Origin of the sequence: Eubacterium sp. 14-2, from assembly GCF_000403845.2 — a bacterium.
Lineage (GTDB): Bacteria > Bacillota > Clostridia > Lachnospirales > Lachnospiraceae > Petralouisia.
In genome coordinates, this window is record NZ_KE159567.1 from 424,478 (window position 1) to 440,888 (window position 16,411).

Sequence of the window (16,411 nt, forward strand, 5' to 3'; positions counted from 1 at the left end):
GAATACAACATGGAAGGTTCGATCATAAGCTCAGTTTTTTTTGTGGTAAGTGTCAGTTTGCTGTATGTGGGAATATTCCGTATAAAAAAATCAGAGAATCCTTTAAACGGGGTAATCTGGGTGATGATGAATTTCATTTCCCTGCTGTGCTGGGGTGCTTTTTGCGGCGGAATCATCAATATGCTGCATATACCGGTAAATATTGTCAGTATGGGCGCCATTTATCTTGTTTCGGCGGCGGCAGTGTTTTTTAAGATAAAAAAGGACGGGGAAACCCAGAATTATGAATGGAAAAAATACGATATTATCTATACCTGTATTTTTGCAGGGGTGATTTTCCTGCTTCTGCTGAACCGTATTACCATACATATGGATTTTGTGTTTAATAACAGTGACGCGGCAGTGCATATGCGCAATTCTCTGACCATTGTGAGAACCGGGAAACTGGATACCATGTATTTTGCTCCCATGCACAATGCGCTGATTACGGAAATCTTTCTCCCCTTCATTGAAAAGGTGAGCACTTATAAGGTTTTTATGATGGTAGACGGGGCAATGTTTATTCTGGAAGCAGTGTTTTTTATGACCATGATCCGGGATTACCTGAATAAAACCGTGTTGAAAATACTGGGGATTACCATAGGATTTGCCTATGTGTTCGGTTATCCCATGCACAGCTATCTGTTATGCTTTTTTTACTGGGGCATTGGAGTTCTGCTGATTGAATATATTATTACGCTGGTAAAGGAATTTGCGGCGGGAAATATCCGAAAGGAAACGGGGCTGTTTCTTATGATGACAGGCTGTACTTCCATTACCATGTGTTATATGCTGTTTGGTCCGGTCAGCTATGTGGCGGTATTTGTCTGTCTTTGTGTGTGGTTTTGCAAAAAGAATACGTTATTCTCCTGGGATACGGTAAAAATATCCTTACAGATTTTCCTGATTCCCTGTATCATGTCCGTATATTACTGCTATTTTCTGTTTTTAAAGAAGCAGAATCTTTCCATCGGTGATGCCTTAAATCTGCAGGGAGGAATTTACGGAGAGCTGTTCATCAATTTTATATGGGTGATGCCTTTTGTGATTTACAGGCTGATCAAATCTGTCAAACGAAAGCATCTGGATGAAATTATGATATTTTTCCTGTGTTTTCTGGCCATGGTGCTTTCCATCGGCGTGCTTGCAGTACTGGAGAAAGCCTCGGCTTATTACTATTTTAAATTTTACTATCCGGTCTGGATGCTGGGATTTATTATCACTGCCCAGGCAGTGGTGGAGATTTACGACGAAGCCAGGGATCTGCTTCTGTCAGGGCTTTTTGCAGCAGTCATCCTGCTTGGAATCAGCGTAACCAATCTGGAGGAACGGGTGCAGAACAGGGGGATTGGCTATGGAGACCGTACCTCCGAACTGTTTGATATTTATTATCACAATGTAACAGAGTATCGAAACCGGAAGATTGTTTTTGACAAGGATTATCTGGAAGCCTGCAATTATGTAATGGAGAATATGGGAAAGACGGAAAATGTTCCGCTGATTTCCCTGATTGACAATTACGAATACTGTTACTGGTACGAGGCTCTGACCGGAGAGGATTCTTCCGATTACTATACCTGGGATTTTGGAATGAATGATATTATGGATAAGCTGAATCATAAGGAAACGAAGCATTTTGTCATATGCAAAACCCATCCGGTATACCTGCTTCATCAGGACTATTTTGATTCTTTCCATTGGGTTTTTGAGAATGATAAAGTGTTTATAGCAGAAACAGAAAACAGAAAATAACCTGTCTGCAACAGGCTTAAGAACAGTCAGGAAAAACAGAGCACAGTAATTTTTACCACAGGGAAAAATTACTGTGCTCTGCAGTTTATCATATTTGTATCACATTTTTTCAGTATAAAGAAGGGACAGGACTGTACCTTGAAAATTAAAACTGACTGCTGGCAGAGGGCCTTTTAAATTTTACTTGTGTTTTCTGTAATGAAAATGATATAATGATAAGTAACTATATGCAATGGAAAAAGATATGAGAGACAGAAGAGAGGACAACTATGAAGAAACGTATTATGACGCTGTTTTTAGCAATAATGCTTCTGTTTCAGACAGAAGTGGAAACGTTATATGCCCTGGAACCATCTGAAATGCAGCAGCCAGGGACAGAACTGGAAGACAGAACAGGAACAGACGATAACGGGCAGAATGAGACGCCCTCTGAAGAAGAATCTTCCGGGGAGCTATCCGCCAGGGCCGGCGAGGAAAGTCCGGCGGAGTATATCCTTACCTTTCAGTTTAACGGAGGTATGGTGGAGGGAAGTGCAGATACTTCCTGTCAGATTACGGTGTCAGAAGGAGAAGAAGCTGCTTCTATTGCCGCCAGGGTTCCCAGACCGGTAAAGAAGGGATATAAGCTGGAGAACTGGATGGATGAGGGAGGCGTTCCATATGATTTTGAACATCCTGAGAGTCTGCCGGAAATCACTTCAGCTCTGACATTGAGTGCATGCTGGGTTCCGATTAGCTATACCATTCATTTTGATGCAAATGGCGGTTCCGGGGAAATGGCAGACCAGGTATTCCGGTATGACGAAGACCAGAATCTGGCAGCCTGTCAGTTTACCAGGCCCGGCTATGCATTTGACAGCTGGAAATGGGAAGACATGAATATTACATATCAGGATGCGAATCCCGTCAATAACCTGACAGATCAGGACGGAACGGTGATTATCCTGAAAGCTGTCTGGAAAGTGGGATCCTATACGGTACGCTATGACGCCAACGGCGGAACCGGAGAAATGGACGAACAGGAATTTACCTATACCCAGAACAAGGCTCTGCTGAATAACAAATACAAGCGGGTGGGCTATACCTTTATGGGGTGGAACACAAGGCCTGACGGAACAGGAATTTCCTATCAGAATAAGCAGAAAGTAAAATCTCTGACGGAAGAAATCGGCGGAGTGGTGGTTCTTTATGCCATGTGGGAAGGCAATCCTTACCGGGTAAATTACAACGGAAACGGTGCCACCAGCGGGAGCATGACGGAAAGCAGCCATGTGTACGGAACATTCAGTTCTCTGAACCGGAACAATTTTAAGCGGAAGGGCTTTCTGTTTGCAGGCTGGAATACGGAGAAGAACGGAACCGGAAGGGCTTTTTCCGACGGGGCACAGGTTTACGACCTTACCACGGAAAAGGACGGGACAGTGATCCTGTATGCCTCCTGGACGCCCATTACCTACACCATTAAATACCATACGAACGGCGGAAAGCTGTCTTCCTCCAGCAGGAAAACGTACACAGCAGATGAACCTTTTGTATTGCCAAGGCCCACCAGAAAGGGGTATGATTTTGACGGTTGGTATAAAAAGGCAAACTTTAAGAACAGAATCGGAGAAATAAAAGCGGGTCAGACCGGAAATCTGGTGGTCTATGCCAAATGGGTAAAATGTACGGAGAAAGCAAAATCGGATTCAGCCAAACTTACCACCTGCAAAGCTACAGGCTCCGGAAAGGTGAGTGTGAAAGCCACCATCAAAAAAAGAGTGGCAAGCTCCGATGATTACTACTATCTGATGTATATTAACCCCATGAATCAGAAAATATATAAAGTAGCTTCCAAAGTTTACAAGAAGAAAAATATAACATTTAATCTGAAAACGGCAGAGAACCAGGGATATGCCACTTCCACCTTTGGCATTGCTGTCAAAAAGAGCGGGAAATATAAACTGATCAGCAATACTTCCTATGTTAAAAATGTGGAGAAGGCAGCAAAAAACAAGTCCAAATACAATCCCGGACAGACGAAAAAGGGGATCCAGTTTTCCGATAACCTGCAGGAAGTCTATAACTGCGGGGCAAAACAGACTTTTTTGAATGTTACGGTTTCCATGGTATGCAACAACGGGACGGTGCCCTATGTGTACAACGGGAAAACGTATTATTTTAATCCCATGGACAGTTACCGGGAGATTGTCATGGACTGTAACCGGAACAATGTGACAGTGACCATGCAGGTAATGCTGGACTGGACCGAAGGCCATACGGATCTGATTGCCTCCAAAGCCAGAGTCCGGGGGGTGGCGCCTTTTTACACCTGGAATGTGACCACCAATAAATCCAGAGAGAAAATGGAAGCTATTTTCTGTTACCTGGGTATGGTATTCGGGAAGAAAAACTGCAGCGTTTCCAACTGGGTGCTGGGAAATGAGGTCAACAACCCGGCAGGATGGAATTATAAAGGCGGTATGTCAGAAACAGCTTATTTCAAAGCATACGCATACGGATTCCGGGCGCTGTACTATGCGGTCAGAAGCCAGTCTTCCAACGCCCACATTTTTATCTGCACCGATAATCTGTGGAATACGTCTGTAAAGGGCGGTTACAGCGCGAAGCATGTGATAGAATCATTCAACAAACAGCTCAATAAGATACAGAAGGGGCTGAAATGGCATCTGGCTTATCATGCCTATTCCACGCCTCTGACCTATACCAAGTTCTGGGATGGTCTGGGAATTACAGGAGATGTGAGCACCCCTTATATCACCATGAAAAATATTGATGTACTGACAAAATACATTAAGAAAAAGTATGGATCTTCGGTGCGTATCATTCTGTCAGAGCAGGGATACTCTTCTACCTGGGGAGAGACCAATCAGGCGGCGGCTCTTGCTTACAGTTATTATATTGCAGCCTGCAATCCCATGATTGACGCTTTTATTATCCGGAGTTATTCCGATCATCCTGTGGAAGTTGCCCAGGGACTGAAAATGGGCATTTACGGAAAAGAGGCCTTTAAAGTATTCAAATATATGGATACTTCACAGACAAATAAATATACAAAGAAATATCTGTCCATTATAGGAGCCGCTTCCTGGAAAAAAATTGTGCCGGGATACAAATTCAACAGGCTCCGGAAAATGTATCGGAATGTGTGACCATTCGGAGCCAATACAGACAAAAGCAGACAGTTCAGATTTACTGACAGGAGCGAATGGTTGTATATATAACAATTAAGGAGGAAACAAAAATGAGAACTTATCTGGTGACCGGAGGAGCCGGCTTTATCGGCTCGAATTATATTCACTATATGTTCCGGAAATATAACGATGAAATCAGGATTATCAATGTGGATAAACTGACGTATGCCGGTAACCTGGAAAATTTAAAAGAAGTGGAATCCAGAGACAACTATACCTTTGTAAAAGCTGATATCTGTGACAAAGAAAGTATCAGCAGAATATTTGAGGAAAATGACATTGACCGGGTGGTGCATTTTGCAGCAGAAAGCCATGTGGACCGCAGTATCCGAAATCCGGAAGTGTTTGTGCAGACCAATGTGCTGGGAACAGCAGTGCTTCTGAACTGCGCGAAAGCAGCCTGGGAGCAGGAAAACGGAAGTTTTAAAGAGGGAAAGAAATTTCTGCATGTTTCCACAGATGAGGTATACGGTTCCCTGGAAGAAGACGGGGCTTATTTCTATGAGACGACGCCTTATGATCCCCACAGTCCCTATTCCGCAAGCAAGGCCAGTTCCGATTTTCTGGTAAAGGCTTATATTGACACCTATCATTTTCCGGCGAACATTACCAACTGTTCGAACAATTACGGGCCTTATCAGTTCCCGGAGAAGCTGATTCCCCTGATTATCAACAATGCTTTGCAGGGAAAGAAACTTCCGGTATACGGAGACGGAAAAAACGTGCGGGACTGGCTCTATGTGGATGATCATGCCAAAGGAATTGACATGGTGCAGGAACATGGAAGGCTGGGAGAAACCTACAATATCGGCGGTCATAATGAGAAACAGAACATTGAAATCATCAATATTATCCTTGAAACTTTACAGGAAATGCTGCCGGAAGAGGATCCAAGGCGGAAGCTGGTAAGCAAGGATCTGATTACCTATGTGGAAGACCGGAAGGGCCATGACAGAAGATATGCCATTGCTCCGGATAAAATCAAAGCTGAAATTGGCTGGGAACCGGAAACCATGTTCAAAGAAGGAATTCGGAAGACGATTGCATGGTTTTTTGAACATGAGGAATGGATGAAAAATGTAACCAGCGGCGATTATCAGAAATATTATGAGGAAATGTATACAAAGTAAACCATTGGCTCTGTGTCCTGCAGCAGGACGCAGGGCTATTTGTACAGAATGAAATCAGGAGGAGAAGCATGAAAGGAATTATTCTGGCGGGAGGCGCCGGAACCAGACTGTACCCGCTGACAAAGGCCATTTCCAAACAGATTATGCCGGTGTATGACAAGCCTATGATTTATTATCCCCTGTCTACATTGATGCTGGCAGGTATCCGGGAGGTGCTGATTATTTCCACACCCAGAGATCTGCCGGTGTTTGAGGAACTGCTGGGAGACGGAAGGCAGATTGGCATGAAATTTGCATATGCAGTACAGACAGAGCCCAGAGGACTGGCAGATGCCTTTATTATCGGCGCCGACTTTATCGGCAAAGATGCGGTGGCACTGGTGCTGGGAGATAATATTTTCTACGGACAGAGTTTTTCAAAGGTGCTGTTAAATGCGGCAAAACGAACGGAAACTCAGCCCGGGGCCACGATTTTCGGATATTATGTGCGGGATCCCAGGGAGTATGGCGTGGTGGAATTTGATGAAGAAGGAACAGCTGTTTCCATTGAGGAAAAACCGGAGCATCCCAGATCCAACTATGCGGTGCCGGGACTGTATTTTTACGATAACGATGTGGTGGAGATTGCCAGAACAATAAAGCCCTCCAAACGAGGGGAAATTGAAATTACCAGCGTCAATAACGAATACCTGAACCGGGGAAACCTGAAAGTGGAAACTCTGGGCCGGGGATTTGCCTGGTTGGACACCGGGAATCATGATATGCTGCTGGCAGCGGCCGATTTTGTATCTGCTGTTCAGAAACGTCAGGGAATGTACATTTCCTGCATTGAAGAAATCGCCTACAAACGAGGGTTTATTGACGGGGAACAGCTCAAAAAACTGGCAGAGCCTCTGCTGAAGACAGAATACGGACAGTATCTGATGGAAGTTGCTGCCGGGCTGTAGGGCGAGAGGAAAGGCAGAAGGAGAAAGTAATGGGAAAGATTAAAGTGACGGATGACTGCAATGGGATTGCAGGACTGAAAGTGATTGAGCCGGCGGTGTTCGGTGATGCCAGAGGCTATTTCATGGAAACTTACAATTACAATGATTTTGCAGAGGCAGGTATTGACTGTACCTTTGTGCAGGATAACCAGTCCGCCTCCAGAAAGGGCGTTTTGCGGGGACTGCATTTTCAGATTAATTATCCCCAGGATAAGCTGGTCCGGGTGGTGAGAGGCCAGGTGTATGACGTGGCTGTGGATTTGCGGGAAGACTCCGAGACCTTTGGAAAATGGTTTGGAGTGATTTTATCTGAGGAGAATAAAAAGCAGTTTTTTATTCCAAAGGGATTTGCCCACGGATTTGTGGTACTGTCCGATTATGCGGAATTTTGTTATAAGGTAACCGATTTTTATCATCCCAATGACGAGGGAGGCCTGTTGTGGAATGACAGTAATATCGGAGTTCAGTGGCCCATGCCGGAGGGCATGAGGGAAGAAGATCTGATTTTGTCAGACAAGGACAGAGTCTGGGGTGGTATTGAGGAGTATAAAAGCAGCAAAAAAGAAAGGTAGGAGGATGGAATGAAAAAGAGGATTTTGGCCTTATTTCTGGCAGGAGTTATGACTTTTACCATGGCTTCCGCGGAAGCATTTGCAACAACCCCTGGGGAATTAACCACGGACACGGAAACGGAAGAAATGATTCCGGAAAAAGAGAATGCTGCTGACACAGCAGAAGATGTTTCTCTCGGAGACGGCAATACCGGTGCAGCAGAAGAGATGTTTTCAGATATGTCTGAGCCGCTGGAACTGCCGGAGGAACTGGCCCCACGGATGGTGCCGGAAGAGACTAAGCCTGAAGAGGAAACAGAACTTCCGGAAGACTGGGCGCCCCCTGTGGGTGGAATGGAGCAGCCGAAAGTAATTGAACTGCCGGAGGGCGCGGCAGATTCTCTGGATACCGTGGATCTGACAGAAAATGCAGATGGAGAACTGCTGTATCGCTCAAAGGTTTTGGGCTCCCAGCAGTACAGTTCCCCCTGGGATATCTATTCTTCCAATTATATTTATAATCGGCTGAATGAAAATGAGAGGACGTTCTGGGATGCTTTGGATATTGTCTCTCTGAAATATCTGACCGGCACATGGAATGCACAGCTCCTGCTTAAGGATGAAGATGGGAATTATTATGGTCCCGGAGAGATGATTGTTTATGAACGTCTGGGAATTTCAAAAGAAAGAATGAGCGAGCTGTTTATGCTGTTTACCTATTCCAATCCTCAGTATTATTTTCTGGGAGAAGGTGCCCTGCTGGGAACTTCCAATACAGGGGAAGGTTTCATGGTGCCTGTCATTTATGAGGCTTTTGCCAATGGAACAGCAAGGGCGGCGGAAACGGCCAGAGTAAAGGCTCAGATTGACGCCATGGAAGCTCAGATTGCAGCGGGAACCACAGAGCTGGAAAAGATTCAGATTGCCCATGATCTGATTATCCGTAAAGTGATGTACGATCATGGAATCAACCTGGATAATCCGGAGGCTTCTCAGACTCAGAATCCTTATCATCAGAGCGCTTACAGTGTGTTTGCTACGGATTATACCGTATGTGCCGGATACACCAAAGCCTTTACTCTTCTGGTGAACGGAGCCGGTATTGACGCCATAAGTGTTACAAGTTATAATCATGCCTGGAATCTGGTTTCCATCAATGATTCCTGGTATCAGATTGACTGTACCTGGGATGATATGGACGGCGAGTATGGACGGGATCTGATGTATGGATATTTTAACCGCAGCACAGCCATGATTACCGGGGCTCTGGATCAACAGGGATCCCACAGAATGGAAGCATACTATAATGGTATGGTGCCGGTTTGTACCCAGGATTCCGGGGCAACTGCAGACAGTATCGGTTCCTATGTAACCCCCACAGCCCAGACGGCTGCACCGGTGATTACTCAGCAGTATACAGATGATAAGGTGGCTGTAACGCTGACTTCAGCCACACCTGGAGCGGAAATTTATTATACCATTGACTCTGCCGTTCCGTCTTCTTCTGCCACCAGATGTTTTTATTACAGAGGGACGTTTACGGCAAAACCGGACACTGTTATCAATGCTGTGGCTGTCTGTGACACACTCTGGGACAGCGGAATTACCACAGCCAGGGCAGAGACAAAAACCTATACGGTAAAATTTGATACGGGAGGCGGAAGCAAGGTATCCGCACAGCAGGTTACAGCAGGCAAAAAGGTAAAGAAACCGTCTAATCCCAAACGGAAAAAATATACCTTTGAAGGCTGGTATACCAGTAAAAAGTATAAGACAAAGTGGGATTTCAGCAAAAAAGTTACGAAAAACATGACCCTTTATGCGAAGTGGAAAAAGGTTTCTGTAAAGAAGGTGACCATCAGCAAAGTCACAAATGTTTCCGGAAAGAAAATGAAGGTTACCCTGAAGAAGGTCAGCGGCGCCAAAGGATATGAAATCCGTTATGCCACGAATTCCAAAATGAAATCTTCCAGACGTGTGACTGCCACATCCACCGGCAAGACCATAAAGAATCTGAAAAAGGGAAAAACATATTATGTACAGGCAAGGGCATACAAGAAGGATTCCAGAGGAAATAAGGTGTATGGCTCCTGGAGTAAGAAAAAGACGGTTGCCATTCAGAAGTAGCAGGTAAATGGGAAACCAGCCATAAAGGCGGCAGAAAAAGGACGGGTAAGTCATTGCTTTTACCCGTCCTTTTCGCTGCTTTGTGCAGTTATGAAATTTTCTGAAGTTTGTCACTGTGTTCAGCTACAACATTTTTTATAACAGACAGATCCTGCTTCATTGCTTCATAAGTTTCAACGCTATCCCGGTATCTGCTGAATGTTGATGTATAACAGGATTCTATGGTATTCAGCCGCGGTAAAATCAGATTTTCCTGTGTTAATTCAATCTTTTTCACACGTACTTTGAGTTCCTGCACATCATCTTTGAGTTCCTGCACATCGCCTTTAAGCCCCTGTACATCGCCTTTAAGTTCCTGCACATCATCTTTGAGTTCCTGTACATCACCTTTGAGTTTTTGTACATCGCCTTTGAGTTTCTGTACATCGCCTTTAAGCTCCTGCACATCATCTTTGAGTTCCTGCATATCGCCTTTAAGCCCCTGCACATCATTTCTGAGCTCCAGTATATCTTCCCTGACAGGGTCAAGTATTTTTGATATGGCAAGTAATAATTCATTATCTGTCATTGCGTCACCTCCGTAATATTATGAGGAGTTTTTGTGGGTTCGGATTTTTTGTTTATATCACAATAGTTTCGCAACACGTATCTTTTCATTTTCAGCCCTTCGTTCTGTCTGAGGTAAACTATACCACAAATCAGTGAAAAGTCCAGGGATCAACCGGTGAATTATGCAGATAAAAAGAAACAGAAAACAATGAATAAAGATTATTCTCTGATACAGTTCCAGGTCAGTGTAACATAGGATTTTGTTTTTGCATGATACATGGTTACGGTAATATAATCCAGGTTTCCTTTAAATGCCACCTTTTTGGAAAAGGAAGATTTTTTACAGGAACTGATTTCATAAGTACCGGAACCATACTGCATTTTCATGGAAGAAATTTTCCAGCCTTTTGCAGCTTTGATGGAAACCATTTCCTTTTTCATATCGGAAGTATGGAAATAATTATATTCTGTTGCATAATTAAAGCGGGATGTGAAATCCTTTTTGCCTACTTTAAAGGAAGCAAGGGGATTGGTGTACTCTTTCACGGTAATTCTGGAAGACAGGGTCTGTCTGCCAATCTGAAAAGAAATATCAGCAGTTCCGGCTTTTTTAAAAAAGTAAATCCGAATGTCACCGGCTTTGTCAATCCAGGGTCTTGCAATGGAAGAATCGCTGGTGGTCAGGGATTTGATACTGGAGGCTTTCGGCTTTTTGCTGCTGCCCTGACGGTAGACCTTCAATGTCACATAAGTAGCCGGAAGATCATCGGGTGCGCAGTAAAACACCATATTTTTACAGGAAGTGGGAATATACCAGGCAGAAGCGGCCTCTGCGGTATCTCCTTTATAAGGAAGAAAAAGCAGGCTGCCTGCCACAACTGTCAGTGCAAGCAGCAGAGAGACAGATTTTTTCAGTATTTTTTTCATAGATAAAGACCTCCCATTAAATATTTGAGTGAAACAGAACATTTGCGTTAATAATAAAGGTATCATATTTATTGGGAAAAAACAATGGCGTCAGGGTAAGAGAATTATTAAGAATTATTAAGAGATGACAAAATTTGCTTATTTTGGAGAATGATGGTATAATATGCTATGCTATGCCTTGAGGAGGGACCCAACGAAGCTGGGAGGAGCCCTGAAGGCGAAAGAGGAGTGGCCCAACAAAGTTGGGAGGAGTCCTGAAGGCGAAAGAGGAGGGGCCAACAAAGTTGGGAGGAGTCCTGAAGGCGAAAGAGGAGTGGCCCAACAAAGTTGGGAGGAGCCCTGAAGGCGATAAAGGAAGGGAAAAAGAATTTTTCTCACCTATAAATAAAAAGGAACAGGATTAATTTATGAACGATACATCAGGAAATATCCTAAAGGAAATAGTCCAAAACCGCCAGCTTATCAAAAGTCTGGCCAAAAATGATTTCAAAACCAAATTTGCAGGTTCTTACCTGGGAACCATCTGGGCCTTTGTACAGCCGGTGGTCACCGTACTGATTTACTGGTTCGTATTTGACAAGGCCATAGGCATGCGGGTTTCCCTGCGAAGCCAGCTGCCCCTGCCCTATGTGCTGTGGCTGGTGGCCGGAATTGTGCCCTGGTTTTTCTTTTCAGACTGTATCAGTGCTGGTACATCCGTACTGGTGGAATATAATTATCTGGTAAAAAAAGTGGTTTTTAATATAGACATTCTGCCGGTGGTGAAGGTGTTCGCGTCCATTTTCGTACATGTATTTTTTGTACTGTTTATGGCGGCGCTGTTTTTGTGTTATGGCTATCCGCCGGATTTCTATGTACTGCAGACCCTTTATTACAGTGCAGGGGTTTTACTGCTGGCCCTGGGCATGAGTTATTTTACCAGCGCAGTGTCGGTGTTTTTCCCGGATATGCGCCAGATTGTAAATATCGCCCTGCAGGTGGGGATCTGGATGACTCCCATTATGTGGAATATTGATGATATGAGGGAGAAGATCCCTTCTTTCCTCCTGATTATGCTGAAATGCAATCCTCTCTATTATATCGTGATGGGATATCGGGAAGCATTTATTGACAAAGTCTGGTTCTGGGAACATCCGGGAATGACTTTGTATTTCTGGGCCTTTACCGGGGTGGTCTGTCTGCTGGGAGTGAAAGTATTTAAGCGGTTGAAGGTACATTTTGCAGATGTACTGTAGGAGTTTTCAGAAATACTGTCCTGCGAGTATATTTTAAGCAGGCATAAAGGAGAAAAACATGCAGGAGACAGCAATTAAAATAACCGGAGTCAGCAAGATATATAAGTTATACGATACGCCCTCTGCCCGGCTGAAAGACGCCCTGGGGCTTTCCCGCAGAAAGGTATACCGGGAGCACGCGGCCCTCCATGATATCACACTGGAAATAAAAAAGGGAGAGACCGTGGGGATTATCGGCACAAACGGTTCCGGAAAGTCCACCCTTCTGAAAATTATTACAGGTGTTATCAGCCAGACCCAGGGAACTGTGGAAGTAAACGGAAGGATTTCTGCTCTGCTGGAGCTGGGTGCGGGATTTAACAACGAATATACCGGAATTGAAAATATATATCTTCAGGGAACCATGATGGGATTTTCCAGGGAAGAGATAGATAAAAAAATGACCTCCATACTGGAATTTGCAGATATCGGGGATTTTGTACATCAGCCAGTGAAAACGTATTCCAGCGGAATGTTTGTGCGCCTGGCCTTTGCGGTGGCTATCAATATTGAGCCGGAAATTCTGATTGTGGACGAAGCGCTGTCTGTGGGAGATGTATTCTTTCAGTCCAAATGTTACCGGAAATTTGAAGAATTTAAGGAGATGGGAAAGACCATCCTGTTTGTAAGCCACGATCTGAGCAGTATTACCAAATACTGTGACCGGGCGGTACTCCTGAATAAGGGGGACAAAGTAATGGAAGGCACTCCAAAAGAGGCGGTGGACCGGTTTAAAATGGCACTGGTGGCTCAGGAGGAAGAGCAGCGCAGGGAAAATTCTTCTCTGTGGCAGCCGGACCATACCGGGAAGAAATGGCGGGACAGCCTGCCGGTGAATCCGGAGACGCTGGAATATGGAGATAAAAAAGCCGAAATTATTGATTTTGCAGTGGTGGATAAAACAGGGAAAATTTCCAATGTGATTGAAAAGGGAAGCAGGTTTACCATTAAAATGAAGGTAAAGTTTCTGGCGGATGTGGCAGAACCCATTTTTGCCATTACACTGAAAAACCTGATGGGCATTGAACTGACAGGTACCAATACCATGTTAGAATGTGAACCCATAGAGCCGAAAAAGGCCGGAGATTTTCAGACAGTCAGCTTCACCCAGAATATGAGGCTGCAGGGAGGCGAATACCTGCTGTCTTTTGGATGCACCGGATATGAACAGGAAGAATTTAAGGTGCACCACAGGTTGTATGATGTATGCAGTATTGCAGTTATTTCAGATAAAAATACCGTAGGGTATTTTGATATGGAATCTGAGGTGGAGACAGAATAAATCCTGAAAAATTCAGTGGGAAATGCAGGAGAGACAGAGCAGAACCTCCAATAATTTACAGGAAATCAGATAAGGAACAGAGCAGAATGGAAAAGTTTAATGTGGTAAGAGTCCGGTTTCATATAGAAGAAAAGCAGACACTGGTAATACAGGGCTGGCAGTATAACAGGAAGCCGGAGGACAGACTGGTAATCACTCTGGACGGGGAAGAGCTTCCCTGGATTCAGAAAAGCTATGACGGAATGGAAGTGCGGCAGCGCTATATGATTTATGATTTGGGTATTGAGGAGGAATATTTTCTCTATGTGACGCTGCCGGAGTCCCTGGACGGAAAAAAAGAGCTGGTACTTTGGGTGGTGGATGGTGAAAAGGCTTCCCAAGGAGAACAGAAACGCGCAGTTTACCGGGAAAAAGTACCTCATCTGCAAAAACTTCAGAATGAAATTGATTTTTTCCTGGAACAGGTGACACTGGATCAGGAACATTGTTATATCAAAGGCTGGGCAGCCTCGGCAGTTCCTGTGGAGATTCAGGTGAAAGGGCCGGGCGGCAGGCTTCTGGACCGGGAAGTTTCCTGGCATGAGCGCAGAGATGTGAATCAGGTTTACCGGGAGATTTCTGCCCTGCCGGACAGCGGATTTGAGGTGGTACTGCCCCACCGCGGAATGTCCGGGGTGAGTCTGGAGCTTTCTGACGGAAGCCGGAGAAGTCAGGTGAAGGTTCCCATTGTATCCACATTCTTTTTTGAGAATGTACTGGGAAACAGCTATCTGGGCAAAGGGGCCAGATTCCTCCAGCGCCATGGCTTCAAACAGTTCTGTACCCGAACCATGCAGGTGCTGGCGAAAAAAGCCGTCCCTCAGGGCGATTATGAGAAATACCGGCAGGCAGTGATGCCCACAAAGGAGGAACTGGAGAAACAGAGAAAAGAAGTTTTTTCTCCTGCTCTGCTTTTTTCCATTGTGGTGCCCCTGTATAAAACGCCGGAAAAATATCTGGAACAGCTGGTGGAGTCAGTCCGCAGGCAGACTTACGGGAACTGGGAACTTTGTCTGTCCGACGGAAGCGGGAAAGATTCTCCGCTGGAAAAATATCTGAAAAAACTGGAAAATCAGGATGCGCGGATAAAAGTTATTTATAACAGCAAACCTCTGCAGATATCAGAAAATACCAACGAAGGGCTGAAAGCAGCCAGGGGGGATTTTGTGGTGTTTGCCGACCATGATGATCTGCTTACCCCGGACGCTTTGTATGAATGTGCAAAAGCGCTGCAGAAGCATCCGGATACAGAGCTGATTTATTCCGATGAAGACAAAATTTCCATGAATGGAAAACATTATTTTCAGCCTCATTTCAAATCAGACTATAATCCGGATCTTATCTGCAGCATGAATTACTTTTGCCATCTTGTGGTGGCAAAAAAAACTCTGATTGAAAAAGCCGGTATGTTGGACTCTGCCTTTGACGGGGCGCAGGATTACGATTTCGTGCTGCGCTGTACGGAGCACACCCAGGCTATTTACCACATACCCAAAGTGCTGTATCACTGGCGTGCCCATGAAAATTCCACGGCGGAAAATCCCGAGAGCAAACGGTATGCCTTTGAAGCCGGCATGCGGGCGGTACAGGCGCATTTTGACCGGCTGGAGATTCCTGCCAGGGTTGAGATGGGAGAATATCCCGGACTGTACCGGACACGCTATCAGTGGAAGGAACAGCCTCTGATTTCCATACTGATACCCAACAAGGACCATACGGAGGATCTGGAAAAGTGTATTCGCTCCATTGAAGAGATCTCCACCTATCGAAATTATGAATATATTATTATAGAAAATAACAGCGAACTGCCGGAGACTTTTGCGTACTATAAAAAGCTGGAACAGGAAAACAAAAAAGTCCGGGTGGTTTACTGGGATGGAGCATTTAATTTTTCGGCCATCAATAATTTCGGAGCAGAATCTGCCAGAGGCGAGTATCTGCTGCTGTTAAATAACGACACGGAAATCCGGAACCCGGACTGCCTGTGGGAGCTTTTAGGCCCCTGTATGCGGGAGGACGTGGGGATTACCGGAGCCAGACTTTATTATGAGGACGGAACCATTCAGCATGCGGGAGTTGTGATTGGTTTTGGGGGAATTGCAGGCCATACCTTTATCGGATTTGACGGAAAGGCCAACGGATATTTTTCCAGAATTATCTGTGCACAGAACTACAGCGCGGTGACGGCAGCCTGCATGATGACGAAAAAATCACTGTATCAGCAAGTGGGCGGTCTGACGGAAGAACTGGTGGTGGCTTTTAATGATATTGACTACTGCATGAAAGTCAGAAAATTTGGAAAGCTGATAGTATATAACCCATATGCGGAGCTTTTTCACTATGAATCAAAATCCCGCGGACTGGAAGATTCTCCAAAGAAGCAGGAGCGTTATTATAAAGAAATGAAATATTTTGTCACAAAATGGCAGGAATTTATGGACAGAGGGGATCCTTACTACAATCCCAATCTGACCCTGTCCAAAGCTGATTTTTCACTGAAACAGATATAATCTGCAAAAATCAGAGAGAAGGCATACGCTGACAGATAAAATACCGGAACG

At 44.8% G+C, this 16,411-nt stretch carries 12 protein-coding genes; 10 read left to right on the forward strand and 2 right to left on the reverse strand.

The features are described 5' to 3' along the window. Nucleotides 1–9: 9 nt before the first annotated feature. The 6 genes from C805_RS09170 (at nucleotide 10) to C805_RS09195 (ending at nucleotide 9,779) form a co-directional block, all read left to right on the forward strand. Nucleotides 10–1,791 carry a hypothetical protein gene (locus C805_RS09170; protein WP_016213544.1) on the forward strand — a complete coding sequence of 594 codons (1,782 nt, stop codon included), beginning with the start codon at nucleotides 10–12 and terminating at the stop codon, nucleotides 1,789–1,791. Between the two features lie 269 nt (nucleotides 1,792–2,060). Further along, nucleotides 2,061–4,943, forward strand: coding sequence for a DUF5722 domain-containing protein (locus tag C805_RS09175; RefSeq protein WP_016213545.1), 2,883 nt, complete (start codon nucleotides 2,061–2,063; stop codon nucleotides 4,941–4,943). Between the two features lie 92 nt (nucleotides 4,944–5,035). Then, complete coding sequence (gene rfbB, locus C805_RS09180) at nucleotides 5,036–6,115, forward strand: dTDP-glucose 4,6-dehydratase (RefSeq protein WP_016213546.1); 1,080 nt, start codon at nucleotides 5,036–5,038, stop codon at nucleotides 6,113–6,115. A 68-nt stretch (nucleotides 6,116–6,183) separates the two neighbouring features. Continuing rightward, nucleotides 6,184–7,062, forward strand: coding sequence for a glucose-1-phosphate thymidylyltransferase RfbA (gene rfbA, locus C805_RS09185; protein WP_016213547.1), 879 nt, complete (start codon nucleotides 6,184–6,186; stop codon nucleotides 7,060–7,062). A 29-nt stretch (nucleotides 7,063–7,091) separates the two neighbouring features. Beyond that, a complete protein-coding gene (gene rfbC, locus C805_RS09190; RefSeq protein ID WP_016213548.1) occupies nucleotides 7,092–7,673 on the forward strand; it encodes a dTDP-4-dehydrorhamnose 3,5-epimerase in 582 nt (193 codons plus the stop codon). Nucleotides 7,674–7,682: 9 nt separating this feature from the next. Continuing rightward, entirely contained in the window at nucleotides 7,683–9,779 is a 2,097-nt protein-coding gene (locus tag C805_RS09195; protein ID WP_016213549.1) for an InlB B-repeat-containing protein, read from the forward strand. Between the two features lie 88 nt (nucleotides 9,780–9,867). Here C805_RS09195 and C805_RS26255 read toward each other — a convergent pair whose 3' ends face one another. Further along, a complete protein-coding gene (locus tag C805_RS26255; RefSeq protein WP_016213550.1) occupies nucleotides 9,868–10,347 on the reverse strand; it encodes a coiled-coil domain-containing protein in 480 nt (159 codons plus the stop codon). A 200-nt stretch (nucleotides 10,348–10,547) separates the two neighbouring features. Further along, nucleotides 10,548–11,255, reverse strand: a complete 708-nt coding sequence (locus tag C805_RS09200; protein WP_016213551.1) for a hypothetical protein — start codon at nucleotides 11,253–11,255, stop codon at nucleotides 10,548–10,550. A gap of 242 nt (nucleotides 11,256–11,497) precedes the next feature. Between C805_RS09200 and C805_RS26260 the strand changes: the two genes are divergently transcribed. The 4 genes from C805_RS26260 to C805_RS09215 all read left to right on the forward strand — a co-directional run bounded on the left by C805_RS26260 (nucleotide 11,498) and on the right by C805_RS09215 (nucleotide 16,360). Next, a complete protein-coding gene (locus C805_RS26260) occupies nucleotides 11,498–11,659 on the forward strand; it encodes a hypothetical protein (protein ID WP_022750904.1) in 162 nt (53 codons plus the stop codon). Between the two features lie 3 nt (nucleotides 11,660–11,662). After that, a complete protein-coding gene (locus C805_RS09205) occupies nucleotides 11,663–12,490 on the forward strand; it encodes an ABC transporter permease (protein WP_016213552.1) in 828 nt (275 codons plus the stop codon). A gap of 58 nt (nucleotides 12,491–12,548) precedes the next feature. Then, nucleotides 12,549–13,811, forward strand: coding sequence for an ABC transporter ATP-binding protein (locus C805_RS09210; RefSeq protein ID WP_016213553.1), 1,263 nt, complete (start codon nucleotides 12,549–12,551; stop codon nucleotides 13,809–13,811). 86 nt (nucleotides 13,812–13,897) lie between these two features. After that, nucleotides 13,898–16,360 carry a glycosyltransferase family 2 protein gene (locus C805_RS09215; protein ID WP_016213554.1) on the forward strand — a complete coding sequence of 821 codons (2,463 nt, stop codon included), beginning with the start codon at nucleotides 13,898–13,900 and terminating at the stop codon, nucleotides 16,358–16,360. Nucleotides 16,361–16,411 lie beyond the last annotated feature (51 nt).